32 protein-coding genes are annotated in these 23,350 nt (G+C 37.3%); 19 read left to right on the top strand and 13 right to left on the bottom strand.

Annotated elements, in window-relative coordinates; genetic code table 11:
* The first annotated feature begins 11 nt into the window (after nt 1–11).
* From LUD75_RS07340 to LUD75_RS07300, 10 genes are all read left to right on the top strand, one after another.
* Nucleotides 12–3,470, top strand: a complete 3,459-nt coding sequence (locus tag LUD75_RS07340) for a DEAD/DEAH box helicase family protein (RefSeq protein ID WP_232705035.1) — start codon at nt 12–14, stop codon at nt 3,468–3,470.
* 630 nt (nt 3,471–4,100) lie between these two features.
* On the top strand, nt 4,101–4,349 hold the full coding sequence (locus tag LUD75_RS07335; RefSeq protein WP_232705034.1) for a hypothetical protein: 249 nt from the start codon (nt 4,101–4,103) through the stop codon (nt 4,347–4,349).
* Nucleotides 4,349–4,618: a plasmid stabilization protein gene (locus LUD75_RS07330; RefSeq protein WP_232705033.1), complete on the top strand. Its 270-nt coding sequence runs from the start codon at nt 4,349–4,351 to the stop codon at nt 4,616–4,618. The genes LUD75_RS07335 and LUD75_RS07330 overlap by 1 nt, the downstream gene beginning before the upstream one ends.
* Before the next feature lie 29 nt (nt 4,619–4,647).
* Nucleotides 4,648–4,782: a hypothetical protein gene (locus LUD75_RS19110; protein WP_262908182.1), complete on the top strand. Its 135-nt coding sequence runs from the start codon at nt 4,648–4,650 to the stop codon at nt 4,780–4,782.
* 36 nt (nt 4,783–4,818) lie between these two features.
* Nucleotides 4,819–5,271: a hypothetical protein gene (locus LUD75_RS19170; RefSeq protein WP_317207310.1), complete on the top strand. Its 453-nt coding sequence runs from the start codon at nt 4,819–4,821 to the stop codon at nt 5,269–5,271.
* A gap of 8 nt (nt 5,272–5,279) precedes the next feature.
* Entirely contained in the window at nt 5,280–5,498 is a 219-nt protein-coding gene (locus LUD75_RS07320; protein WP_232705031.1) for an Arm DNA-binding domain-containing protein, read from the top strand.
* Nucleotides 5,499–5,589: 91 nt separating this feature from the next.
* Nucleotides 5,590–5,889 carry a phage integrase SAM-like domain-containing protein gene (locus tag LUD75_RS07315; protein ID WP_232705030.1) on the top strand — a complete coding sequence of 100 codons (300 nt, stop codon included), beginning with the start codon at nt 5,590–5,592 and terminating at the stop codon, nt 5,887–5,889.
* A 368-nt stretch (nt 5,890–6,257) separates the two neighbouring features.
* A complete protein-coding gene (locus LUD75_RS07310; protein ID WP_232705029.1) occupies nt 6,258–6,473 on the top strand; it encodes a tyrosine-type recombinase/integrase in 216 nt (71 codons plus the stop codon).
* A 97-nt stretch (nt 6,474–6,570) separates the two neighbouring features.
* The gene (locus tag LUD75_RS07305; RefSeq protein WP_317207313.1) at nt 6,571–7,491 is read left to right on the top strand and encodes an aldehyde dehydrogenase family protein; all 921 of its coding nucleotides are present in this window, start codon (nt 6,571–6,573) and stop codon (nt 7,489–7,491) included.
* Between the two features lie 156 nt (nt 7,492–7,647).
* Nucleotides 7,648–7,968: a BT4734/BF3469 family protein gene (locus LUD75_RS07300; RefSeq protein WP_232705027.1), complete on the top strand. Its 321-nt coding sequence runs from the start codon at nt 7,648–7,650 to the stop codon at nt 7,966–7,968.
* 29 nt (nt 7,969–7,997) lie between these two features.
* Here LUD75_RS07300 and LUD75_RS07295 read toward each other — a convergent pair whose 3' ends face one another.
* Nucleotides 7,998–8,240, bottom strand: coding sequence for a hypothetical protein (locus LUD75_RS07295; protein ID WP_232705026.1), 243 nt, complete (start codon nt 8,238–8,240; stop codon nt 7,998–8,000).
* Here LUD75_RS07295 and LUD75_RS07290 point away from each other — a divergent pair.
* The 3 genes from LUD75_RS07290 (at nt 8,240) to LUD75_RS07280 (ending at nt 9,639) form a co-directional block, all read left to right on the top strand.
* Nucleotides 8,240–8,485 carry a hypothetical protein gene (locus LUD75_RS07290; RefSeq protein WP_232705025.1) on the top strand — a complete coding sequence of 82 codons (246 nt, stop codon included), beginning with the start codon at nt 8,240–8,242 and terminating at the stop codon, nt 8,483–8,485. The genes LUD75_RS07295 and LUD75_RS07290 overlap by 1 nt on opposite strands.
* 213 nt (nt 8,486–8,698) lie before the next feature.
* Complete coding sequence (locus LUD75_RS07285) at nt 8,699–9,058, top strand: VOC family protein (protein WP_232705024.1); 360 nt, start codon at nt 8,699–8,701, stop codon at nt 9,056–9,058.
* Nucleotides 9,059–9,180: 122 nt separating this feature from the next.
* On the top strand, nt 9,181–9,639 hold the full coding sequence (locus tag LUD75_RS07280; RefSeq protein WP_232705023.1) for a MarR family transcriptional regulator: 459 nt from the start codon (nt 9,181–9,183) through the stop codon (nt 9,637–9,639).
* A 128-nt stretch (nt 9,640–9,767) separates the two neighbouring features.
* On the opposite strand, the gene LUD75_RS07275 is transcribed toward LUD75_RS07280, so the two are convergent.
* From LUD75_RS07275 to LUD75_RS07240, 8 genes are all read right to left on the bottom strand, one after another.
* Entirely contained in the window at nt 9,768–10,541 is a 774-nt protein-coding gene (locus LUD75_RS07275; protein WP_232705022.1) for a dienelactone hydrolase family protein, read from the bottom strand.
* Between the two features lie 28 nt (nt 10,542–10,569).
* Nucleotides 10,570–11,526 (bottom strand): hypothetical protein, encoded by a 957-nt coding sequence (locus tag LUD75_RS07270; protein ID WP_232705021.1) that lies wholly within the window; start codon nt 11,524–11,526, stop codon nt 10,570–10,572.
* A gap of 62 nt (nt 11,527–11,588) precedes the next feature.
* Nucleotides 11,589–12,644, bottom strand: a complete 1,056-nt coding sequence (locus tag LUD75_RS07265; protein ID WP_232705020.1) for an ATP-grasp domain-containing protein — start codon at nt 12,642–12,644, stop codon at nt 11,589–11,591.
* A 114-nt stretch (nt 12,645–12,758) separates the two neighbouring features.
* On the bottom strand, nt 12,759–13,013 hold the full coding sequence (locus LUD75_RS07260) for a hypothetical protein (RefSeq protein ID WP_232705019.1): 255 nt from the start codon (nt 13,011–13,013) through the stop codon (nt 12,759–12,761).
* Between the two features lie 8 nt (nt 13,014–13,021).
* On the bottom strand, nt 13,022–13,423 hold the full coding sequence (locus LUD75_RS07255) for a PaaI family thioesterase (protein WP_232705018.1): 402 nt from the start codon (nt 13,421–13,423) through the stop codon (nt 13,022–13,024).
* Between the two features lies 1 nt (nt 13,424).
* Nucleotides 13,425–14,384 (bottom strand): helix-turn-helix domain-containing GNAT family N-acetyltransferase, encoded by a 960-nt coding sequence (locus LUD75_RS07250; RefSeq protein WP_232705017.1) that lies wholly within the window; start codon nt 14,382–14,384, stop codon nt 13,425–13,427.
* A 20-nt stretch (nt 14,385–14,404) separates the two neighbouring features.
* Entirely contained in the window at nt 14,405–15,223 is an 819-nt protein-coding gene (gene panB / locus LUD75_RS07245) for a 3-methyl-2-oxobutanoate hydroxymethyltransferase (RefSeq protein WP_232705016.1), read from the bottom strand.
* Between the two features lie 18 nt (nt 15,224–15,241).
* On the bottom strand, nt 15,242–15,661 hold the full coding sequence (locus tag LUD75_RS07240; protein ID WP_232705015.1) for a PaaI family thioesterase: 420 nt from the start codon (nt 15,659–15,661) through the stop codon (nt 15,242–15,244).
* Between the two features lie 158 nt (nt 15,662–15,819).
* On the opposite strand from LUD75_RS07240, the gene LUD75_RS07235 reads away from it, so the two are divergent.
* The 4 genes from LUD75_RS07235 (at nt 15,820) to LUD75_RS07220 (ending at nt 18,244) form a co-directional block, all read left to right on the top strand.
* Nucleotides 15,820–16,158, top strand: a complete 339-nt coding sequence (locus LUD75_RS07235; protein WP_232705014.1) for a hypothetical protein — start codon at nt 15,820–15,822, stop codon at nt 16,156–16,158.
* A complete protein-coding gene (locus LUD75_RS07230) occupies nt 16,155–16,367 on the top strand; it encodes a hypothetical protein (protein WP_232705013.1) in 213 nt (70 codons plus the stop codon). The genes LUD75_RS07235 and LUD75_RS07230 overlap by 4 nt, the downstream gene beginning before the upstream one ends.
* 124 nt (nt 16,368–16,491) lie before the next feature.
* On the top strand, nt 16,492–17,265 hold the full coding sequence (locus LUD75_RS07225; RefSeq protein ID WP_232705012.1) for an SDR family NAD(P)-dependent oxidoreductase: 774 nt from the start codon (nt 16,492–16,494) through the stop codon (nt 17,263–17,265).
* A gap of 61 nt (nt 17,266–17,326) precedes the next feature.
* On the top strand, nt 17,327–18,244 hold the full coding sequence (locus LUD75_RS07220) for a helix-turn-helix transcriptional regulator (protein ID WP_232705011.1): 918 nt from the start codon (nt 17,327–17,329) through the stop codon (nt 18,242–18,244).
* 317 nt (nt 18,245–18,561) lie between these two features.
* On the opposite strand, the gene LUD75_RS07215 is transcribed toward LUD75_RS07220, so the two are convergent.
* Both LUD75_RS07215 and LUD75_RS07210 read right to left on the bottom strand, forming a co-directional pair.
* A complete protein-coding gene (locus LUD75_RS07215; RefSeq protein WP_232705010.1) occupies nt 18,562–19,455 on the bottom strand; it encodes a cation diffusion facilitator family transporter in 894 nt (297 codons plus the stop codon).
* A gap of 57 nt (nt 19,456–19,512) precedes the next feature.
* Complete coding sequence (locus LUD75_RS07210; protein WP_232705009.1) at nt 19,513–19,890, bottom strand: helix-turn-helix domain-containing protein; 378 nt, start codon at nt 19,888–19,890, stop codon at nt 19,513–19,515.
* A 103-nt stretch (nt 19,891–19,993) separates the two neighbouring features.
* Between LUD75_RS07210 and LUD75_RS07205 the strand changes: the two genes are divergently transcribed.
* On the top strand, nt 19,994–20,623 hold the full coding sequence (locus LUD75_RS07205) for a nitroreductase family protein (protein ID WP_262908181.1): 630 nt from the start codon (nt 19,994–19,996) through the stop codon (nt 20,621–20,623).
* A gap of 216 nt (nt 20,624–20,839) precedes the next feature.
* Here the strand turns inward: LUD75_RS07205 and LUD75_RS07200 are convergent, their stop codons facing one another.
* Nucleotides 20,840–21,169, bottom strand: a complete 330-nt coding sequence (locus LUD75_RS07200; RefSeq protein ID WP_232705007.1) for a helix-turn-helix domain-containing protein — start codon at nt 21,167–21,169, stop codon at nt 20,840–20,842.
* Between the two features lie 119 nt (nt 21,170–21,288).
* Here LUD75_RS07200 and LUD75_RS07195 point away from each other — a divergent pair, with 119 nt between their 5' ends.
* Complete coding sequence (locus tag LUD75_RS07195; RefSeq protein WP_232705006.1) at nt 21,289–22,062, top strand: SDR family oxidoreductase; 774 nt, start codon at nt 21,289–21,291, stop codon at nt 22,060–22,062.
* Between the two features lie 398 nt (nt 22,063–22,460).
* Here the strand turns inward: LUD75_RS07195 and LUD75_RS07190 are convergent, their stop codons facing one another.
* Nucleotides 22,461–23,300 (bottom strand): T9SS type A sorting domain-containing protein, encoded by an 840-nt coding sequence (locus LUD75_RS07190; protein ID WP_232705005.1) that lies wholly within the window; start codon nt 23,298–23,300, stop codon nt 22,461–22,463.
* Between the last annotated feature and the right edge of the window lie 50 nt (nt 23,301–23,350).

Here is a 23,350-nt window from a genome sequence, read left to right as displayed (position 1 = left end):
GTAAAAACATTATGACCACTAATTTTCTATTTCTTCAAAAAGAATTTCCACAACTCTACGAAGAGATTACCGAAGCAGAGCTGCACACGTTCACGGCACCACGTTATGCCGCACTGTTATGTAGAAGTACGTTGGAGAAAACCCTCTTTTGGTTGTATAAAAATGATGAAGATCTGGAATTTCCTTATGATACCAAACTGGCTTCACTGCTTTTAAATGATGGTTTCAAAAGAATTATTAAGCCAAGTATGTCGGTTGAACTCGACATCGTCCGCCGTTTTGGGAATGATGCGGCACACGGCAAAAAGATCCGAGCATTGGAAGCTTTGCAGTGCCTTAAAAATACTTTTCGGTTTCTCTCCTGGATCAGCAAATATTACAGCGAAGCCGATCCCGATATTCCCGATTTCAAAGAAGGACTCATTCCTTATGGTGATATTGAAGATAAATCCAACAAACAGTTGGAAGAACTCTCCGCCAAATTTGAGCTGCAAAGAAAAGAGGCCGAAAAAGCATCTCAGGAGCAGGAATATCTGTTGGAAGAAAATAATAAGCTGAAAGCGCAGGTAGAAGAACATCTACGGAATATCGCGGAAAGAAAAGAACTCCGCGTACAGGAGTATCAAAATCAGGATCCAGTTCCTGAGCTTACATCTGAGCTTCAAACCAGAAAGATCCTGATAGACCTTTTATTAAGAGAAGCCGGCTGGGAAAATCTCGCTCAAAGTGTGGATGTAGAATATCAGTTAAGAGGAATGCCGCTTTCAACCAATCCCTCCGGAATTGGCTATGCCGATTATGTTTTGTGGGATGACAATGGGAAACCTCTTGCAGTTGTAGAAGCAAAGAAAACACTGCACGATGCTACAAAAGGAAGACATCAAGCCTCTCTCTATGCCGACTGTCTGGAAAATCAGTTCGGGCAGCGACCTTTAATTTTTTACACCAATGGTTTTAATACCTATCTGTGGGACGATACATTTTACATCCCGAGAAAAGTGTATGGGTTTTATAAAAAAGAAGAATTACAAACCTTAATAAGACGCAGGAAAGAAAGGTTAGATCTGCGCTCTTTTCAGGTCAATACAGAAATTGTAGGAAGACCGTACCAATTGCAGGCAATCCAAAGAGTTGCAGAGACGCTGGTGACTGAAAAAAATAAAACGCTTTTGGGCAAAAACCGAAAAGCGCTTTTGGTAATGGCAACAGGAAGTGGAAAAACAAGAACTGCGGCCGCCATCGCAGATATGATGACTAAATGCAACTGGGCAAAACGAATCCTATTTTTAGCTGACCGAAACGCACTGGTAACGCAGGCCAAAAATGCTTTCAAAGAACATTTGCCACATCTCTCTGCCATAGACCTTACCAAAGAAAAAGAAGATATGCACGCACGCGTGGTCTTCTCCACATATCCGACCATTATGAACCGCATAGATTCTGCAAAAACAGATCAGCAGAAGATGTATGGTGTGGGACATTTTGATTTAATCATCATTGATGAAGCGCACCGCTCTGTCTATCAAAAATATCAAGAGATTTTTGATTATTTTGACTCTGTTCTGATAGGACTGACGGCAACGCCAAAAAAAGATATAGACATCAATACCTATCATCTTTTTGAAATCGAAGATGATAATCCTACCTTTTCTTATGAATTGGATGAAGCCGTGAGCAACAATTATCTGGTTCCTCCGAAGGCTTTTTCAGTTCCTGTAAAATTCCCGCGCGAAGGCGTAAAGTATAAAGAACTTAGCGAAAAAGACAAAAAGCATTTTGATGATCTCTTCGGAATAGATACTGTCTCCACAGAAGAGGATGAATATAGTCCGATTATTAATAAAAGTAAAATAAACAGTTTCCTTTTCAATGCTGATACTGTGGATTTGGTTTTAGATTATCTAATGACAAACGGGCTTCACATAGAGCAAGGGGATAAACTGGGAAAAACCATAATCTTTGCAAAAAACCATAAACACGCACTTTTTATAGAGAATAGATTTAATAAAAATTATCCGGAATATAATGGAAAATTTCTACGTGTTATTGATAACTATGAAGACAAAGCACAAGATCTTTTGGAAAAATTTTGCTTCGATAAAGGCGACGAGAAAGAACCTCAGATTGCAGTGTCTGTAGATATGATGGATACGGGAGTAGATGCGCCAAGAGTTCTTAATTTAGTTTTTTTCAAGGAAGTAAAATCCTATTCCAAATATTGGCAGATGATCGGTCGAGGAACACGTCTTTGCAAGAATATTTTTGGACCTAGGCAAGACAAAACCTGTTTTCTGATCTTCGATATTTGCGGAAATTTTGAATTTTTTGATGAGTTTCCCGAAGGTATGTCAGCTACCAAGGCAAAACCTTTACAGCAACAGCTTTTTATTGCACAATTGGAAGTTATCCAAAGTATTAGAACAAACCAAGATGCGAACGAGGAGGACCTGGATTTTGCTAATCTCTATGCAAACGAATTGTTTAGGAAAATTCTGAATCTTGACGAAAACCGCTTTGAGGTTCGCAAACATTGGGAGTTTGTGATGAAGTACAAAAATCAGAAATCTTGGGAGCATCTGACTAATACTTCTGTCATAGAAATAGAAAATCATCTTTCACATTTGGTTTCCTATACAGAGGATAAGGATGAAATGGCGAAAAAATTTGATCTTTTGATTTACCAGCTTCAGTTCGCAATATTGAATACCTCTCAAAGACAGAGCAATCTTATTCAGAATATTAGAAAGGTAGGGAAACTATTGCACAAGAAAATAAATATTACCGCTGTCAAAGCAAAAGAAAATACAATCGATGCCGTAGTTTCAGATGAATTTTGGGAATCCATCAATCTTAAAAAACTGGAAAGAATAAGGGAAGATTTGAGAGGCTTGATTCAATTATTAAAAGATGACGAAAAAGAATTGCCCGTCTATTCCAATTTCAAAGACAGTCTGAATGTTGATATGGTAAAAGAGCGTAACCTTATAAATAGTTACACATCATTACAAAGTTATAAAGACCGTGTTGAGAATTTTATAAGAAAAAACAAAAACCATTTGGTTATAGATAAAATTTATAAGAATGTTCCTATTTCACCAAGTGATTTGGTGGCTTTGGAAGAGTTCCTTACCTATCAAAAATTCTATACTCAGGAAATAGAAAAAGAATACGGAACCAAATCTCTGGGCGTATTTGTACGTCGTGTTTTAGGTTTGGACATTGAAGCCGCAAACCAACACTTTGCAAGCTTTATACAAGAAGAAAACCTCAATGCCAATCAAATTTTATTTGTTCAGAAAATAATTGATTATCTCAATAAAAATGGTGTCCTAGAAAAACATATGCTCACTCAGGCCCCATTTACAGATTTGGATGACCAAGGGATTTTTGGTGTTTTTGAAGAGAATCAAAAATCGGCTAGAATCATCAAGTTGGTAGAAGAAATCCACCGTAGGGCTGAAACTGCTTAAGATGAATGAAGAAAATCACACTTCAATGATTTCAAAAGCATCTACTATATCGAAAATATATCTGAAAATTATTAATAAATATATTGATTGGATTCCGAATCCCATTACAGATAAAAGAGCAATAAATTTGATTTTTAAAAAATTAATCAGATTTTTCTTAATGAGAATAATGGACTTAAATCAGTAAATAAAACATAACTTAGTAATCTTACAGTAATTAATAGACAGTTTCCAAAATTAATACTTTTGGTGAATTATTAGAGTTTTAAGAAAAAAGGATGATTTACTAAATCATAAAATCATATGTTTCATTGATATTATATAATTTTTATAAGTACCTTAATCTTGGAATCTAAATATTTGAAGCAGTTATGATAAATGATTTAAAATAATTTCAATTTGATAACCCTAACAGAAAAACGGTGGTAGACCCAAAGGACTTAACGAAAAATACAAGAAAATTGCTCCTTTGGTTAAAGCTTCGTATGAAAGTAAAGAACTCACAATAGAGGATATTATGAAGGCATTTAATATTGGTAGTAAAACAACTTTTTATAAAATAGTAAATTACAAATAAGTATTTTGTATATTATATACATTTTGTATATTTGGATAAATAAAATTATTACAATGCGTAAGAATATTGATATTGACGATAGCCTTTTAACAAAATTGAAAATCATTTCTGCTTTTGAAGAATTAAGTGTTAAATCTGTTATGGAAAAAGCTGTTTCTTTCTATGTTGAATACAGAGAAAATGAAAGATTGAAATCTTTATCGGAAGAAGATAGAGAAGACATTGGGTTGCTTTTGCTTATGCTACAAGCGGACAGAACAGATGTTGTAAGTCGTGAAGAAATAATGAACGCTTTAGACTAATGGAAGTAATTTTTTTACGAAGTTTTCTAGCAGATATTAAGAAGCTGAACGATAAAAAATTGAAAATTAAAATCAAAGGTTTTATTGAAGAACTTGAAAATGCTCTAACATTAGAAGATGTTGGAAATGTTAAAAAAATGACTGGATATACGACTGCTTTTAGATGGAGAACCGGAGATTATCGTTTAGGTTTTTATAAGAATGAAAACTCTATTGAATTAGCAAGATTTCTAAAAAGGAGTGATATTTACAATGTTTTTCCGAAATAATATATTTAACTAATCTAAAAAACTATAAGATGGAAATTAAAAATTTAACTGAATCACAACTCAATTTACTTTTTTGCTCTGCTATGGGGTGGCATAGTCAATTATCAATTACTGATGATAATTATTCAGTTGAAAAATTTGATAAATTTTGTGAAGGGAAATAAATCGGTTTTCTTTTAATTTAGTTTGTTTTCTTTTATTTGATTTACAGCATTTTATGTAGATTTTATTTCTTTTGTCAGAGTTTGTTTATACCTTTGTTACAGCTTTTGTACACCTTTAACATAGAAAGTAGTACAAAGTTGTACAAGTGTACATCTCAACAAATACAGTATGAAAATAAGTTTAAAACAAAAAAAATTAAAGACGGACGAATCAGTCTTTATTTGGAATTCTACAAAGGTTCGTCAATCGACAATAACGGTAAAAGAATACATCTCCGAGAATTTGAGTACCTGAAGATGTATTTGATTGCTGAACCCAAAAATCCAAAAGAGAAAAAAGAGAACAAGGAAACTTTAGAATTAGCAGAAAACATTCTTGCAATACGAAAGACCTTCTTCCCTTTTTTGCAAAAAGGGGAAAAACTAATTGCACTCACTGAGTTTAGTAAGTACAACAATCAAATACTTCTTTATTATGGCTTCAATTAAATTAGTACTTGCGTACACAGCAGGAAGATGCCACAGGTCAAAGCCCTATTTATATTCGGTTAATCAAAGACCGCAAAGCCAAATTTGTTGCAACTGGCGTTAAGGCAAAAGCAAACGAGTGGGACGATGAAAAGCAAAGGCTAAAAAAGAATTATACCAACAGCGCCAGGATGAATGTTTTCCTTTCGCAAAATGTAGCCGCTGCAAGCGCAGGTAGCCGACCATGAACGCACCAAAAAATCAGTTTCAGCACGTAAGCTTAAAGAAGCCATTAAAGGAAAAACAGACCCCAATTTCTTCGAGTAATGTGAACAGCGATTGGAAGTATTGAAAGGCATTGTTGCTTACCGTACAACCGTTATTTATGGTGTTTACATCAATAAGTTTCAAAAATTCTTAGGACATTGGGAGTTTTATTTCTCGGATATCAATGTGGGTATTTTGAACGATTATGCAACGTATTGCAAGAAGATATTAAAAAATGAGAATACCACCATTTTTACCTCAATAAGAATTTTGAGTTTCTTTTATAACGATGCAATGGAAGAAGAATTAATTGAAATGGCACCCTCTCCTTTCTACAAAGTCAATATTTCGAAAAGTAAAGTAGAACGCTAATACCTCAATAAAAAGCAGATTGAAGAATTAGCAAATTTAGATTTAAGCCAAAGACCAAAAGCTCAGGTGCATCGGGATATGTTTTTGTTTAGTGCCTTTGGTGGCGGTTTGCGTATCAACGATGTGATGCTATTGCAGTGGAAATGTTATGACGAAGAAACCAAAAAAAGCACCAAGGTTATTCAGAAAACACAAAAACAGCATAGTTTTAAATTAGGTGCAAAATAGATTGTCATTCTCAATAAATACAAACCGAAACGATAGACCCCTAAGCTTTTGTATTTCCTGTTTTAGAACATCCGGAAAAGATATTTGCCAATGAAATTAACAAGAGTACACGCATCCGTTCCAAAATCCGTTTGGGCGATGTGCACCTGAAAAAAATGGGCGAAGATTTGAAATTGTCTTTCAACCTGCATTTCCATTTAAGCCGTCATACTTTTGCTACCAATGCTTTGAGCAACGGAATGCGGGTTGAGTATATGAGCAAATTACTCGACCATTCTTCTATCCAGCTAACACAGGTGTATGCAAAAATTGTAAGCAAGGAATTGGACAATGCGGTTGATAAATACATCAATTAAAAATCCAATAATCAACCAGTAACTTATCGGTCTTTACTTAAAAAGGCGGGTAAAATGTTGCGAATTAGTCAACCCCTAAACTTCCCAACAATACAAAATTGAACCTCTCACAAACACCAAACAATCTAAAGTACTTGACCTTTGTAATAATAAAACAATCTTAATTTCAAAAATTATGAACAAAGAACAAATCAAGAATTTATTAGATAGCCAAAGAAAGTATTTCCTTTCGGGAGCAACTTTGGATGTTGATTTTAGATTAGTACAACTGGAAAAACTAAAATCAAACTTTGTAAAATACGAACCACAAATTCTCGAAGCCGTAAAAAAAGATATGGGCAGAAATGAAATGGAAACGTATTTGATTGAATTGGGTTGGGTAATGGATGAACTCAATAATACCATCAAAAATCTGAAAGATTGGACGAAAGACCAGCACGTGAAAACGCCTGCAAATTTTGCTGCAAATGAAAGCATCATAAAACCCCAACCTTTAGGAACGGTATTTATTCTGAGTGCTTGGAATTTTCCAAACTGGCAAATTTTCGGGCCTTTGCTTGGTGCAATTGCAGCCGGGAACACAGCCGTGGTAAAGCCTTCGTCTGATGCGCCTGCTTGTGGCGTAGTAATTAATGAAATTGTGGAAGCTACTTTTTCTCCAAATTATGTAAAATGTATTTTAGGCGATGTAGAGTTGATTAATCGTGTGTTAGACGAGCGATTTGACCTTATATTTTTCACAGGAAGTCCGAGAGTTGGTAAAATTATTCAGGCTTTGGTAGCACGGTTAGATGAAATCACTACACGTCCCAATGCCAAAAACGAACCTAAGAAAGACACCTTCTTAGACAACCAGGAATTTCTTATCCTGATGAAAATCTCCAAGCGCACCGCACAAATTTGGCGTGATGAAGGGCGTATTTCTTTCTCACAAGTCGGCAATAAAATCTACTACAAACTTTCAGATGTAGAAAAACTCTTGAACGAACACTACAACAAATCTTTCGCTAAGAAGTAGCTCGTTCATCGTCATTTCGAGCTTGTCGAGAAATCTTTCCGACCCAGAAATGAAAATCTAAAATCTCAAGTCTAATATCTAAATTCTAAAAAGAATGGTAGTAAGTATTTTTAAAAACTTCAATGAAGTGGTGCAAACCAAAAAATCATTGAGGTATTGGAAGACATCAAAACGGGTAAATACAAAAACGTGATTACCTATTTGAGAAAGTCGTTAGCAGAAAGCAAGATGGAAGCTTACGAAAGGGCAAGAAATCTCACGCCTTCGGCGTGTTTCAAAGGCGGTAGAAAATTAGAATTTATTACATCTTATACGCAAATAGTAGTGTTGGATATAGACAAACTTTCTAAAGAACAATTGACCAATGCTAAAGCATTGGCAAGCCAATCGCCATATACCTTCGCATCGTTCACAAGTCCGTCCGGAAATGGGTTGAAAATTTTTGTAGAAGTCAATTCAGCACAGGAAAATCATTAAGATGCTTTTTTGGCTTTGCAAAAATACTATTAAGAACTATTGGCTTTTCCAATAGACAAATCGGGCAAAGACGTTACACGACTTTGTTTCGTGTCTTTCGACACCGATTTATTTCTGAATGAAAATGCAAGCATTTTCCCTGTTATAGAAGCCGGTAATTCTGAGCCTGTCGAAGAATTTTCTCCAAATTCAATCCCAGAAACTAAAATCGAAGATTTTAGCTCAACAAATTCCAGCATCCATCTTCCGACTTCCTGCCTATTTATGAGCATTGCGTAAGATTTACAGAGAAAAAAAAGAAAGATATATCAATGGCAATCGCAATAATTTCGTTCATCTGTTAGCCTTCAATCTCAACCGCAAAGGCGTACCATTGCATGTGTCAATGGGCTTTATTTTGTCTGATTACAATTACGATGCACAGGAAGTAATGACCACTGTAAACAGTGCGTACAAAAACGTCGTTGAGCACAACAAAAGCAACACATCTATCTTATCGATCATCTTGTTTAAATAACCGGCCTGAGAATGCCTGTAATTCTAAATCGATTTATTGGTGTCTAGTTCAATATTTAGGAGATATTCATGGTAGTGGTAATGATTGCTATTGCGAGGTATTTTGATACGTGTTGGTATCGTCATCAACTAGTTTTAAATTAAGTTTAACAAAAAAAATTAGAATATTGTTGTCGCATATACTATATTTGCGACAACATTTTAATACAAAACAATGAAACAATTAACATTCGCATCTTTACAGGTAAAAAATTTAGAAGCATCAAAAATATTTTACACCGAAAAACTAGGATTTGAGATACAAGATGTCAATCCTCAGGCATGTGTCTTTAAATATAATGAGGGTGAGGCAAGTTTTGCTATTCGTACACCGCTTGAGCCAATTGACGATCGAGAACTGGGTACCGGGGTAGCGCTTTGGTTTGCTGTAGATCAGAACGTAGATGAATTAAAAGAACAATTGATTAAAAAAGGAATACAGACCGCTGGATCAGTTATAGTAACTCCTTTCGGAAGGGCATTTCATGTATTGGATCTTGATGGTTATAAACTCACTTTTTTGGAATCGAAATAGCTTTAAAAGTGTTTCAAGACTTGTTTTTATCTTCAATAAAGAAACGAGCATATCGATTCCGCTCATTTTTTGAGACCAGCAAACAAGATTTCGAGTTAATTATATCAAAAATGCTTTATCTAATGTCAGAAGAAATTGAATTTCACTTTAAGAGCCCAAAGGATAGTCCAGGTTATTTACTTGGTAAGGTAACAATGCTGTGGCAGCGTAAGATCAAAAAATGTTTAGATCCCTTGAATTTGACTCAGACCCAGTTCGTTTTATTGGCTGCCTTAGGCTGGCTTTCCAAGGCCAGTGAGTCAGTGACCCAAGTAGATATTGCCAATCAAAGCAATACTGACAGAATGATGGTGTCAAAAGTCTTGCGTACATTGGAAGAAAAAGGGTTTGTAACAAGAAAAGAGCATGGGAAGGATACCAGAGCAAAAACAATTAGATTGACAAGTGCAGGTGAAGTAGTTTTACAGAGAGCATTGGTTGAAGTAGAAAATAGCGATCTTGAATTTTTTTCTGTCCTAGGTAATGAAATATCTTTTTTCAATAATTATATGTCTTTACTTATTGAAAGGTCTGGTCATTAATATTTAGTGATTTATCTATAGTTTCTAATATTGAAGCAGGGCTGGCAGAAAACAATATGTTAAAAATAGAAAATGCGCCGACTGAAGACAGTTGGCGCTATTTGTATCTTGTAATATAACTCACTCTGCTATTTAATTTTTTCAACCTTTTGTTGAACAAATGATACCAGATCTTTGATTTCCTCATCAGAAATAGAATGTCCCATTCCTTTGTACACGTGAAATTCTGACTGATAATGATGACTGTCCATCCACTTTTTAGAATTTTCTGCCTCACTGAACGGAATTCTTTCATCACGATCACCGTGGGCAATAAAAAAACTTGTTGCTGAGGCTTTCGTTTTATCATGCTCTGTCTTCAATGAATTAAAAATAGTTCCGCTCATCACAGCGATGCCGTTCATAAGGTCCGGGAACTTCAATCCCAGTTTATAGCTCATATTGGCACCCTGACTGAATCCTCCTATAAAAGTTCGCTGTGCAGAAACTTTATATTTTGACTGCAAATGTTTAACTAAAGTCTGCATTTTTTCAATGCTCGATCGAAGTTCTTCAATGTTTGCTTCAGGATTCCCTTCTTTGCTTCTTTCGTTGGTGTACCATTGATAATGCTCGCTCCCGATCTTAAAAGGTGCCTGTGGTGTTACGATGATGTAGTTTTCCGGAAAGGATTGGGAAAGTGGCAGCAGGTCATATTCATTGGCGCCAAATCCGTGCATCAGGATTACGAGAACAGGTTTTTCGGCTTCTTTTGCTTCACGGACTTTATAGAGCAATAAACCTTCTTCGTCATTTTTTTGATGAGTAGGAATATTGATATCTGCTTTATTTTTTTCACACGCAAAGCAAAAACTGGTCGTAATTAACAGGAATGCAAGCGGTGCCCTTTTTTTTAATTTCATTTTTCTAAATTTTGAAGGAATTGTTTTTCTAATTTTTATACAACATTCTATCAAGGTCTAGCAGAAGGTAATTGATGCTCTGGTTGATCGTTCGGGTGATAGACTGCATTTGGTTGAGCATCTGTACGCGGTTGTGAAGTTCTTCGGAGTAATATTTTCCGCCGTCAGAAAAGATGACCGATTGGTCTGCCAATTCTTTTTTGTCATCGAACTGGTATTGAAGCCATCTGCTTTTAATGTTTTCCAGCATTGATTTTCCGGCAACGGGAGAGAATTTTTTCTCGGTGTACATATACCAGATGAATGGTGGGAAGTTTTTGTCCTTCAAATTCTCTGTCCAAATATCTCGCAGGATATTTCTGTGATGATAAAATTCTGTTTTACGACCTTTGGGACTGAGTGTTGCTAAACCGAAGCCTGCTCCCAAAACACCTCCGGCAATCTGAGAACCGTCTTTCCAGGAGTTATTGCTGGCAATTCCACCAACGACCGATGATACCGCACCAGTGACGATTGATGCAATGATCAGTTTGTTGTTTCTGGATTGGTTGAGATTGTCAACGTACCGCGCCATTTGTTCAACCCGTTCTCCTTCACAGTCAAATTCTGCGGTCACGGAACTCAGTTCGGTCAAAGCAATGTTCACTTTTCCATCGATTTGACTTTTAAGTGTCAAAATTTCAAGCTGAGAATTGGGACTGGGATTTTTTTTAAGGTCAACAATCGCTTTTGCTTCATCTACACTGCTCAGCGCATTGAGAATTAAAATACTCTGGTCTTTGAAATAAGGTTTAAGGTCTCGATTGGCGTACAAAATGGAATCTGAATTTTTTGAAGGTAAATTGTATTCATAATCATAAGATTCCGGTGGTTGGCAGTAACTGTTTTTTAAGGTTAAGATGTTCTGCATCAGACTTTGTTTCTTCTGCGAAACACAACTTGTCAATACGAAGAAGGAAAGTAAAATATATAGAGGATTTTTCATAGCGTTTTGTCATTCTGATATCATCAAAATGAATAAGTAGTAAATAATGAATGCAATGGGAATTATGAAATATGCCAGCTTTGATTCAGCATATTCAAAATTAAATCATCGAATGTCCAGCCGATCTTCCTTGCAGAAAGCGCAGTCAAGCTGTCCTGATCCTGCCTTTGAGGTCGGGATGCGCCGGTCATATTGGGTTTCATATTCAAATCGAACAATAGGAAATCACCTTTGTCATTGGCCCTGCAATCGATACGGACAGGCACTTTTGCCTGGACAATAGCTGCAGCTTTTTCACACTCAATCATTGCTTTTTCAATTTCGTGATCTTGTATCTCTTCGTCAGTCAGTACAGCGCTGTTGTCGATGACCGCTACCGTTCCGTTGTACGGGGCGATTCCGTTTTGATGGTTGAATCTCTTAACCGGAGGAAGTGACCAATGTTTATCTTTTTTGACAGTTTTATTACCGATCACATAGTCTCCCGGTGGCATTATGGTAATAGTGATCTCTTCTCCCTGAAGAAATTCTTCTAAGTATAAAGCATCTCCAAACTGATGAGAATCAAACATATTTTTGATCACCGAAATTAGTTCAGAATCATTATTGACGATAGAAACGCCTTGACTTCCTCTTCCTCTGATGGGTTTTGCAACAACGGGAAATGGAAAGTCTATGCTAAAATCATTGTAATTATCCTGGGTGATCAATACAGATTTTGGAATTGGAATGTGATGCTTTGTAAGGAGTAAATTGGTTTGCCACTTGTCATCAAACCTTTCTGCATCTGCGGGAATTTGCCCGACAATGGAAATCCCTTCTGCAATTACCTTTTCGATCGGATGTCCTGTAAAAAGAACAGTGTTCAGCCACAGTACATTCGCTCCCTTTTCCATTGCGTTTTGAATGCCTTCCTTTGTATCAGGAAAAACCCAATCGAGATCGTTCTCTACCGCAGGAATTTCTATAGGTGTTATGACTTCAATGCTTTGCTGATGTAACGAGTAAGCGATATCTGCACCGCTGTCGGAATATCCGCCCGGTTTCATCGGCTTTTTAATGCCATCTACTAAAGGTGGTTCTTGCGCCTGATACAAAATTGCAACACTCTTACTCATTTTTGATCTTTATTAATTATCAATTCTTCTGCAAACTTATAAACTCTTATCCTAATAACAGTTGACTTGTGTAAAATTTAAGGCATTTTTAAGATGTCATTATGCTTTTGTAATTTAATTAATGTTCTGATTATTAAATGATTGTTCGCTGTTCCTAAGTCTCGATCTCATTATTTTATAAATATAATAGGAATGCAGAAGCACACCTATCGAACATCCGATAAATACAGGAGGAGCATTCATCAAAACACCATATACAATATATATCGCATTGGCGATGAGCGAGCAAACCCTTAGATAGAGAACACTCTTCATCGACATCGAAATGAGATTTAAAGTTAAAGCGGCGTAACCAATTATCTGTACCATAAACCAAACTATTTTTTAACAGCGATCATCGTGGCGGTCATTTTAGAGATCAGTTTTTCTTCGGAACTGTCATAAACGTAGCCTTCGCAAATGGTCAAGGTTCTTCCGGACTTCAAAACCTTTCCAATGGCGATCAGTTTGTCAGTTTTAGCAGGTTTTATAAAATTGATCTTAAATTCTACTGACAATACCTCCATATCATCGGGCATCATCGTCAATGCAGCATAGCCACAGGCACTGTCTACAATGCTTGTGGCAACTCCGGCGTGGAAAAAACCGTGTTGCTGCGTCAAAGCTTCCGAGAATTCGCTGGAGATCTTCACTTCACCTTTTTCTACGCTCACTAGTTTGGCATTCAGGGTTTTCATCAAACCTTGTTTATCGAAGCTTTCTTTAATTCTGTCGTACATATCAGTCTTTCAGTTTTAGTTCCATTTGAATGTTGCAGCGTTGGTAAGGTGTCTGTCTTCCGGTTATCTTTTCAAAACCCAATTTGTGATACAAGTTGATGGCAGGTTTAAGGATCGTGTTGCTTTCCAGATACAGTTTTGATGCTCCCAATTCCTTGGCAGAATCAATGACCGCATTTCCCAACAGAGAAGCTAAACTTTTCCCCTGTGCTTTCGGAGAAACAGCCATTTTTGCCATTTCATAATCATATTCCGGGTCGTTCATTTTAATTAAAGCGCAAACGCCCAAAGGTTCATCTTTGTACAAAGCGACAAAAATTTTCCCGCCCTTATTTAAAATATATTCCTCAGGATTATTCAGTGCTTTGTAATCGGATTCCTCCATTTCAAAATAATTGGAGATCCATTCTTCATTCAGAGACCTAAATGCGGATTGATATTTTGGCTCGTATGGAACGATCATTACATCTTTACTTTCACGAAGTTTCTTCTGTTCCTGCACTCTCTTCAAAAGTGATTTCTGCTCAAGTAAAAATTCCCATTCTGCCAAGGCTTCCCAAAGATTATGGTTGGCTTCACTGATCATTCCGTCAATCGCCAGATCGATGTCTGCACATTGTACCTTAATAATTTGATGTGAGATCTGAACGCCTTTTTCAGTCAGACCCACTACATTTCTGCGTTTATCGGTGGATTCAAGGTTGTTTTCGATGATTCCTGCTGCTGCCATTTCTTTTACTATTTTGGTGACAGAAGGTTGAGAATGCCCGATCTGTTCAGCGATCTCTGAGATTGTTTTTTCGCCGTCCTCAGAAAGAATAAAGAAGACGGGAAACCATTTTGGTGAAAAATCGATATTATACAACTCGTAGATCTTTGCGGCATCTTCTGTCACTTTTGAGGTCAATAAGCGGAGTCTGCTTCCTAAAGCCATTTTGCCTGTTCTATTAAAAAAATCCATTTTAGAATATATTTATTTGATTAGTAACTTTCATTTTCATTAGGGAATTTCTGTGCTTTCACATCAGAAATATAATGTTGCGTCGCTTCGGTCATTATGGTGTGAAGGTCTGCATATCTTCGTAAAAATTTGGGAGAGAATTCTTTGTTCATTCCCATCACATCCTGGATGACCAAAACCTGTCCGTCCGTTCCTGAGCCTGCACCGATCCCGATGGTTGGGATTTTTATCTTTTCCGAAATTTCAGTTGCAAGTTTAGCCGGAATTTTCTCCAGCAAAATACCGAATGCACCGAGTTCCTCCATCAGAAGACAATCCTGCATCAACTTCTCCGCTTCCTTTTCATCTTTTCCACGGATGGCATACGTTCCGTATTTATTGATCGATTGAGGCATCAAACCTAAATGAGCCATCACAGGAATTCCTGCATCAATGATCTTCTTTACATCGTCTTTGATCTCCGATCCGCCTTCAACCTTTATCGCATCAGCACCGGTTTCACGCATCATTTTGATAGCAGATTCCAAAGATCTCAGCGGGTCACCGGAACAGGTTCCAAAGGGCATATCGACGATGACCAATGCACGCTTCGTCCCGTTTACCACTGACTTTGCGTAAAAGATCATCTGTTCAATCGTGATGGAAAGGGTAGTGGCGTTCCCTACCATTGTATTGGAAGCGGAATCGCCTACAAGGATCACATCAATTCCTGCATTATCGATGATCTGTGCCATTGTAAAATCGTAAGCGGTGAGAACACTGATCTTTTCTCGGTTTTGCTTCATTTTAGTTAACTGAACCGTGGTTACCTTTTTCTTATTTTCTGTATGGATAGACATCTCAATTATTTTTTTGTTTTATTTATGGATTTTCATCAAAGTCACCAGTGAAGTCGCAACGAGTTTTTTTGAGCCAGCATTAATGGTGAAGCAATCGGCCTTACAAATAATCAAGGTCTTTCCGTTTTTCATTACCTCACCTGCTGTTACAAGTAATTCACCTTGAGCAGGATTCAGATAATTTATTTTTAAATCGACCGTAACAAAATAAGCGTCTTCTTCCTGAAGTGTAGCAGCAGAAAAGTAGGCAGCCGTATCAACCGCCGCTGCCAAGACACCTCCATAAAAAAATCCGGCACCTCTGATCAAAGATTGCTGACGTGGAATGATAACTTCCACAAAACCATCTTCAATTTCCCCTGCATAGGCATTGTATAATTTCATCAGATTTTGTTTCTGAATTCCTTCCCTGATATATTCTGTGTGAGATGCTAGCATATCAAAATTTTTATTATAATCAATTACATAACTGATTATGCAAATATCGAAAAAAAATGATTCCCATCAAAATTTATTTTATTTGGAAACATTTTAAATAAAGATGAAGTTCAATACGAGGCTTTGATGGCGTTGAACTACAAGCTGCGAATGGATATTTGCCCAATCAGTTTTTGGCGGAAAGTTCCAACCAACGAACTGACGAATATGGAGGAAGTTTCGAGAACAAATCTCGTTTTGTGATTGAGGTAATGCAGGAATTGATCAATGCTGTTGGAGGAGAAAGAGTAGGGATCAAGCTTTCACCACTTCATCCGTATGGAGATATGATTTTGAATGATCCGGAGGGAACCTATACTTATTTGATTTCTGAACTGAACCAACTGGACTTCAATTATGTGGAATTGATGAACGCAGCCCACATTTTCCTTCTCCAGAGCATTATCCCACTGGTGATGAAATGGATCTGTTCGGGCAAAAAATTAAGCAAACGGTGATTGCCAATGCGGGTTATGACAAAATATCAGGAGAAGCAGAATTGGAAAGAGGTATTGCAAAATTAATTTCCTTTGGAACTTTGTTCCTTGCTAATCCGGATCTGCCCGAGCGTTTTGAAAATGATGCTGCTTTGAACGAACCTGACCGTACGACCATGTTCGGAGGTGGAAAAGACAGATATATTGATTATCCATTTCTAACCAAATAATATATTAACGGCTGTTTGGCTTATCATTCATCCTCAATTTGGCTTCAAATAGTCTCAATTTGGCTACAAATGCCGATAAATGAATGACCAATTTTGCAGTAGTAAATTAAATCAATTTAAAATTATGCAGACAAATGAAAATAAAGTAGCACTGGTAAGTGGTGCGAATAAAGGAGTAGGTTTTCAGATCGCTAAAGCTTTGGCAGAAAATGGATATACAGTCTATGCAGGTTCACGTGATCTTCAAAGCGGGATAACTGCTGTTGCGGAAATGGGAGGCAATGCAAAAGCCATTCAACTGGACATTACGAACATGCATTCTGTGAATAATGCAGTTCAAACAATTGAAAGTGAATCAGGATATTTAACATTGTTGGTCAATAATGCTGCGGTCTCCCATGTAGGAAAATCAGGACGTACAATGGAAGAAGTTTTGGGCGCACAACGTGCCAGTATCGTCCCGATTGATGACCTAAAAGGTGTGTGGGAAACCAATGTTTTTGCGACACTTGCCGTCACTCAGGCATTTTTACCACTATTGCGAAAAGCACCTTCTGCACGGATTGTGACAGTTTCCAGCTCTTTGGGTTCTCTCACGATCAATTCGAATCCTCATAATCCTTACCGGTCAGCGTTCGATGCGGCCTATGGTGCTTCTAAAACGGCGCTGAATGGCATTTTTATTTCGCTGGCAATCGATCTGGAAAATACAAATATCAAGGTTCATTTGGTGAGTCCAGGCTTTACAGCAACAGCCCTTAATAACTTTCAGGGAACCGACACTGTGGAAGAAGGATCTAGAGAACCCATCAGAGTAGCTTTGGCAGAAGATCTACCAAACGGAAGTTTTACAGGCCCAACGAATTCCAATGGATCAGACCATACAGTTCCCTGGTAATATCCACCTAAAAAAAACCTATGATAGTCAAATGACCATAGGTTTTTTATAAATTTATAATATGAAAAGTAAAGAAGACAAATTGATAAGGTTCATTTCCATATCTGAAAGTCATAAGGCTTTTGGATTGCCTGCACCACAGCATCCACTGATCAGTCTCGTTCACTTCTATGAAGAAAATCCATTCAATACGGAGATGGCGCCGATCTATGATGTGCTAAGTTTCTACAAAATAACTTTTATTACAAAAAACAGCGGAAAGCTGAAGTATGGTCAGAATTACTATGATTATAACGAAGGCAGTATGCTTTTTTTAGCACCCAATCAGTTGGTGGGCACGGTGGAATATAATAAAAATACGCATTGCTATATTTTGCTTATTCATCCAGATCTTCTTTTAGGACATCCTTTATCAAAAAAAATCAAGCAGTATGGCTACTTTTCTTACTCTTCCAACGAAGCTTTGCATTTATCGGAAACAGAAAGACAGATTATTCTTTCCGTTTACCAGATAATGGAACAGGAGTTGAACAGCCGTGTTGATGAATTCAGTCAGGAAGTGATCATTGCACAGTTGGAGCTGATGCTGAGCTATGTCAACAGATTTTACAAGCGGCAGTTCATTACCAGAAAAGCAGTCAATAAGGACATTCTTCAAAATACAGAACGTATCCTGGATGAATATCTTGGTCAGAAAACCTTGGAGTTAGGTGTTCCGACAGTGCAATATGTCGCGGATCAATTACATATATCATCGGGTTATTTGAGCGATATGTTACGCTCTCTCATTGGAAAAAGCGGGAAACAATATATTCACGAGAAGCTCATTGATAAAGCAAAAGAAAAACTGAGTACCACCGAATTGACCATTAGTGAGATTGCATACGAATTGGGCTTTGAACATCCGCAGTCTTTCAGTAAATTGTTCAAGACAAAAACGAATGTTTCTCCATTGGAATTTAGAAAATCTTTCAATTGAGATCTATTTGACAATTACATCGGTGATATGAAGGAAAAAAAATTCCTAAAATAAAAGATAGATTCAACGAGATAAGAAGCTGCAATTTAGTATTCATATTTTTCAATTCATCTTAATCTTTGGTAAGCTAATCTCATGTTGGTCAGGATATGGCTCTCTAAATGTTAGATTTATTTTTTCCCGAAGACCTCTCTCCATCTCCCGGGTTGTATGCTAATCCATTGAATACCGCGGATCGGCAATCAGTGGCATCTTCGCCATCTATGTAATGGTGACCGTCGGAAAGTTTAAATTTCTGCAGATCTCAAATATATTATTTACTCCGGCTGAATAATAACAAAATGAACCAAAGGAAATTCCCTTTTTATATCCTCACGAATACGCTTTATGGCTTCAGTGATCTCCTCGGTATCAAGATGGTCTTCAAAATCGATGATGAGCATCAGTACAACTTCCTCGGGTGACTGGTAGGTAGATAATATATTTTTTGTTCTGACCACGGCGACATCTTTTTCAGCCAGTTTCGCAATCTTATCTTTAGTTTCAGGGGCGATTCCTTCACCCATCAATAAGCTTCTGCTTTCCCTTGCCAGAATAAAAGAAACAAACACCAGTATCAATCCTACAATAATCGAGGCAAGCCCATCAAGTTCAGGGATCTGGAAGGTATGGCTGATTCCCATCAATACCATCACTACAATTAGACCTGCCACTGCGGCACCATCTTCAAAGACTACGAGAAAGCTTGCGGGGTCTTTGCTTTTGATGATCGCATCCCACCATTTCAGACCATTACGAGTTTTGTTGAATTCTTTAACTGCAATATATAGAGAAGTACCCTCGAAAATTAGTGAGAGCACCAATACGATGTAGTTCCAGAAAGGGTCTTTCATCACTTCTGGTTCCAGAATATGTAAGATCCCCTGATAAATGGATAATGCACCACCAAGACCAAATATCAGTATCGAAACGACAAAAGACCAGAAATACAATTCTTTGCCATAGCCAAAAGGATGATATTCATCTGCGGGCTTTTTGCTCCTTTTCAATCCATACAATAACAATAGCTGATTAGTAGTATCCACAGTGGAATGGATTCCCTCAGAGATCATAGAAGAGCTGTTGGTGAATGCTCCTGCAATAAACTTAGTCAAAGCGATGAGCAGGTTGGCGGCAAGTGCACTATAAATTGATTTTCGATTGTTGGCCATTTATGGATTTAAGATATTAGAAAGACTATTAGAACTCTTCAGAGTATGTAGAGCATTTTACAATTTTTTGTCCATTTCCCTCTTCATTCCAGAAATAATGCGTTTTCTATGTAGAAATCCCCAATCTGCTATGGTGTTTGTGAGCTGTTTAAGTGATTCTCCGTACTCGGTTATTTGATATTCCACAGCAACCGGCGCGGTGTTCAGGACTTGACGATTGATCAGTTCATTGATCTCCAGATCTTTCAACTCACGGCTGAGCATCTTGCCGGAAATGCCTTTGACTTCTTTAAGCAATTCAGAATACCGCATCGGCTTGTAGCACAAACATGCGATAATGGACATTTTCCATTTCCCGTTTAAAATTTCCATTGTATCACTGATTGCCAATATTTTTTGACTGCAATCCTTTACCAGATCAAATTCTTGTTCCATACCATTCACTTGGTTACCCGTTTGTCACTGTAACTTTTTGTCACTTGGTTACAAATATACACATTGAAGAGATAACTTTGCCATTCAATTTATAAATAACAAAATGGAATTAATTAAAAACCTGAAATGGCGTTATGCCGTCAAGAAATACTCAGAGAAGAAGGTCAGCGAAGACAAGGTGGACCAAATTGTTGAATCCATCAATCTTACCGCCTCTTCATGCGGAATACAGCCATACAGACTGTTTGTCATCACCAATCCCGAGATCAGAAAAAGATTGGGAGAAGGGTCATTCAATGCACAGATCCACGCTTCTTCCCACTTACTGGTCTTTGCAGGATTCAATGAAATCACTTCTGAATATATTGAAAGCTATATCAATATGATGGAGCAGCAAAGAAATATGGAAAAAGGAGGGTTGAAGATACTAGAAGATACCTTGATAGAATATTTCTCACCGCAAACGCCGGAACAAAATACAGTGTGGTCGGACAAACAAGCTTATATCGGTCTGGGAACAGCCTTAATCGCTGCTGCAGAGTTAAAGGTGGATGCAACGCCTATGGAAGGCTTTGACCCGAAATTGTTTGATGAGGTATTAGGCTTATCGGAAAAAGGTCTTCACGCATCGGTGATCATATCTTTAGGCTATCGGGATGCTGAAAACGACTACCTCGCATCGGCTCTGAAATCTCGTCTGCCGGTCAGTAAGTTTTCTACTAAGATCAATTAATTCTTAAAAATGGTAAACACGTTTAGCAAACAGGTTTTCAAGAATTATAATAAAAATAGAAGCTTCAACTTTTGTCGAGGCTTCTATTTTTTGTCGTAATAAATATTTCCCAACAGTGTATCTTATCACTCCAATTCTTTTGGGTTTTACAGCCAGATTGCAATATTAATCCAGCTATAAAATGGATGAATAAAAATTCAAAATAGATTGTTATTTTTAGTTATTCACATATTCCAGGCCCCATTTGTAAAGCTCATTAATGATGGGTTCCAACTTTCTGCCTTTAACTGTCAATGAATATTCAACTGTCGGCGGCACGGTTGCATAAGCTTTGCGATTCACAATATCATTTTCTTCCATATTCTTTAATTCCTTTACCAGCATTCTTGTGCTTATTCCGGGTATCATTCTTTCCAGTTCCTTGAAACGTTTCTTTTCAGGAATTAGCGCATAAATAATCGACATGGACCATTTACCTCCAATAATGTCAAGGATCATTTGGAGCTCACATTTATTTTCAGGTTTTTTAATTTTTTCTTTTTCCATAAGAATCTGATTTATAGCAAAGGTCACACTCAGGTTATTAGTTCACATTCGTGTAACTACTTGCAAAAGTAAAGTAATGGAAATAGATTTACAACTTAATTCATAAAATACAACAAATTATGTATGATTCTTTAAAAGGAAAAGTGGCTTTGGTGACCGGTGGCACAAAGGGAATAGGAAGATCCATTGCCGACAAACTTAGTTCAAGTGGAGCAATAGTCGTAACAGCTGCCCGAACAGAAGCCAAGGGTGATCACAACGGGCATCACTTTATTGCCGCTGATCTTACCCAGGCAGATAGCGCAGAAAAAATTACAAAAGAGATATTGGAAAAATACGGCAGAATAGATATCATCGTTAACAATGCCGGCGCCAATTTAGGACCTGGGGGAGGCTACAGCACGTTGGAAGATGAAAATTGGTTTAATGACTGGGAACTTAATTTTTTATCAGTCGTGCGGATCAACAAAGCATTATTACCTTCTATGCTTGAACGGAAAGAGGGTTCGATCATTAACATATCCACAGGAGCTGCCAAACAGCCGATCTGGAATATGACAATGTCCTATTCATCGGCCAAGGCGGCATTGAATGCGTACAGCAAAGCACTGGCAAGCGAGGTAGGATCAAAAGGAGTCAGAGTAAATGTAGTGTCTCCAGGAATCATTCAGACACCATTGATGAATGAGTTTGTTGAAAATATAGCCCAGCAGTCAGGAGCTAGTTTTGAAGAGACCTTTCAAAATATCATTGATACGGTTGGCGTGCCAATCGGAAGAATGGGTGAGCCCGCTGAAGTTGCTAACATTGTTGCTTTTTTAGCATCATCAGAATCTCAATATATGACCGGAGCTAACATCTCTATAGATGGTGGCGCTTCACCAACGGTCTGATGAGCTTATATTGTAAAATCTGCTAAAAATTAGCATATGTTTATTTTTAAACCAGAGAAGCATTGGAAGGATCACGGAACGATTCGACATCCTTAAAGAATAACTACGCAGATCAGTGCTTTTAGCGAATAGTATAACAAGCTGGCCGTAATTAAGAATGTAATAATTACCAAAAGTAATTTTACCAGGGGAACTTTTAGTTGTTAGAAATGGAAGGGTAGCGGTAGTTATTTATATATGGGTTTCCCAACCAAGTTCCCGTGGGGTCAGGTCTGATATCGAGATCACTGCACGAACCTTAGCCACTTCCTTTACAAATGGAGATGTAAGCTTTTCAGAAAATAAAAAGAGCTGTCTAAATTTTAGACAGCTCTTAATAAAAAAGAATTTCAATAATTCTATTTCTTAATGAATTTCGATGAAGTTATTTTAGCCTTGGATTCAACGGAGATGATATATGTTCCCTTGCTTAATTTTGAAATGTCAATTAGCGAAGTTTTTCCGCCTGAATCTGTAACGATTGCTCGTTTTCCAGTAGAGTCATAAATTGATATTTTATCCATTTTCTGATCCGATGTAATCGTAATTTTTGATGATGCCGGATTGGGGAAAATACTCAATGGTTTATTCTTTTCTCCTGACATTACAGATAAAGCACTGGTAGCAGATAAATAAATGTTGTCAACTTGAAAATTGTTAGATGAACCAACGACTGTAGAGATGGTATTCTCGCTTCTTAGTACAAAAATTTCTGAAACATTGGAAAGACTAAAGCTGGATGACTCGGGAATAAATGCAGAAAGCGGAATAGACATAAAGTGCCACTGATTGTCATTAGTGAAATTGTAACTGTTGGAGGATGGATTAATCAGTACTTTAGCAATAACATTGTTCCCACGCATCCTGATGTAAAAAGGATGAGGCGACGCAGTCTTAATGGCCAGATTGTAATAACTGTAAGCTGACAGATCCAGCACCACATCCGAAGTATTGGCTGCGTTGCGTGGAAACATAATGGCGTGGAAATATGAGCTGGTTCCATTGTAGGTCAGCAGCAGATTTTTATTTCCTTCATATGTTGCAGTGCCAGGTTCTGAAAGTGTAAATCCCGATCCATTGCTGAAGCGTAAGGAGTTGACACCTGCTCCAATAGTAGAATTCTCTGTATAGATCGAGAATGTTTGGGCATAAGTTACTGCTGAAATAAACAGCATGACCATGAGATTAATTTTTTTCATAGTGTATGATTTTTTAATGTTAACTGGTTCGAAATTAATTTTGTTTTAAA

It is taken from the genome of Epilithonimonas sp. JDS, from assembly GCF_021261315.1.
Lineage (GTDB): Bacteria > Bacteroidota > Bacteroidia > Flavobacteriales > Weeksellaceae > Epilithonimonas.
The sequence above is the reverse complement of the archived record's forward strand: the minus strand, read 5'-3'. Positions and strand labels throughout refer to the sequence as shown.

Bases quoted from the DNA above. Each gene is read 5' to 3' on its own strand.
- LUD75_RS07340 (WP_232705035.1), top strand. From the start codon at position 12: ATGACCACTAATTTTCTATTTCTTCAAAAAGAATTTCCACAACTCTAC.
- LUD75_RS07335 (WP_232705034.1), top strand. From the start codon at position 4,101: ATGCGTAAGAATATTGATATTGACGATAGCCTTTTAACAAAATTGAAA.
- LUD75_RS07330 (WP_232705033.1), top strand. From the start codon at position 4,349: ATGGAAGTAATTTTTTTACGAAGTTTTCTAGCAGATATTAAGAAGCTG.
- LUD75_RS19110 (WP_262908182.1), top strand. From the start codon at position 4,648: ATGGAAATTAAAAATTTAACTGAATCACAACTCAATTTACTTTTTTGC.
- LUD75_RS07295 (WP_232705026.1), bottom strand. From the start codon at position 8,240: ATGCTCATAAATAGGCAGGAAGTCGGAAGATGGATGCTGGAATTTGTT.
- LUD75_RS07285 (WP_232705024.1), top strand. From the start codon at position 8,699: ATGAAACAATTAACATTCGCATCTTTACAGGTAAAAAATTTAGAAGCA.
- LUD75_RS07280 (WP_232705023.1), top strand. From the start codon at position 9,181: ATGTCAGAAGAAATTGAATTTCACTTTAAGAGCCCAAAGGATAGTCCA.
- LUD75_RS07275 (WP_232705022.1), bottom strand. From the start codon at position 10,541: ATGAAATTAAAAAAAAGGGCACCGCTTGCATTCCTGTTAATTACGACC.
- LUD75_RS07270 (WP_232705021.1), bottom strand. From the start codon at position 11,526: ATGAAAAATCCTCTATATATTTTACTTTCCTTCTTCGTATTGACAAGT.
- LUD75_RS07265 (WP_232705020.1), bottom strand. From the start codon at position 12,644: ATGAGTAAGAGTGTTGCAATTTTGTATCAGGCGCAAGAACCACCTTTA.
- LUD75_RS07260 (WP_232705019.1), bottom strand. From the start codon at position 13,013: ATGGTACAGATAATTGGTTACGCCGCTTTAACTTTAAATCTCATTTCG.
- LUD75_RS07255 (WP_232705018.1), bottom strand. From the start codon at position 13,423: ATGTACGACAGAATTAAAGAAAGCTTCGATAAACAAGGTTTGATGAAA.
- LUD75_RS07250 (WP_232705017.1), bottom strand. From the start codon at position 14,384: ATGGATTTTTTTAATAGAACAGGCAAAATGGCTTTAGGAAGCAGACTC.
- panB (WP_232705016.1), bottom strand. From the start codon at position 15,223: ATGTCTATCCATACAGAAAATAAGAAAAAGGTAACCACGGTTCAGTTA.
- LUD75_RS07240 (WP_232705015.1), bottom strand. From the start codon at position 15,661: ATGCTAGCATCTCACACAGAATATATCAGGGAAGGAATTCAGAAACAA.
- LUD75_RS07225 (WP_232705012.1), top strand. From the start codon at position 16,492: ATGCAGACAAATGAAAATAAAGTAGCACTGGTAAGTGGTGCGAATAAA.
- LUD75_RS07220 (WP_232705011.1), top strand. From the start codon at position 17,327: ATGAAAAGTAAAGAAGACAAATTGATAAGGTTCATTTCCATATCTGAA.
- LUD75_RS07215 (WP_232705010.1), bottom strand. From the start codon at position 19,455: ATGGCCAACAATCGAAAATCAATTTATAGTGCACTTGCCGCCAACCTG.
- LUD75_RS07210 (WP_232705009.1), bottom strand. From the start codon at position 19,890: ATGGAACAAGAATTTGATCTGGTAAAGGATTGCAGTCAAAAAATATTG.
- LUD75_RS07205 (WP_262908181.1), top strand. From the start codon at position 19,994: ATGGAATTAATTAAAAACCTGAAATGGCGTTATGCCGTCAAGAAATAC.
- LUD75_RS07200 (WP_232705007.1), bottom strand. From the start codon at position 21,169: ATGGAAAAAGAAAAAATTAAAAAACCTGAAAATAAATGTGAGCTCCAA.
- LUD75_RS07195 (WP_232705006.1), top strand. From the start codon at position 21,289: ATGTATGATTCTTTAAAAGGAAAAGTGGCTTTGGTGACCGGTGGCACA.
- LUD75_RS07190 (WP_232705005.1), bottom strand. From the start codon at position 23,300: ATGAAAAAAATTAATCTCATGGTCATGCTGTTTATTTCAGCAGTAACT.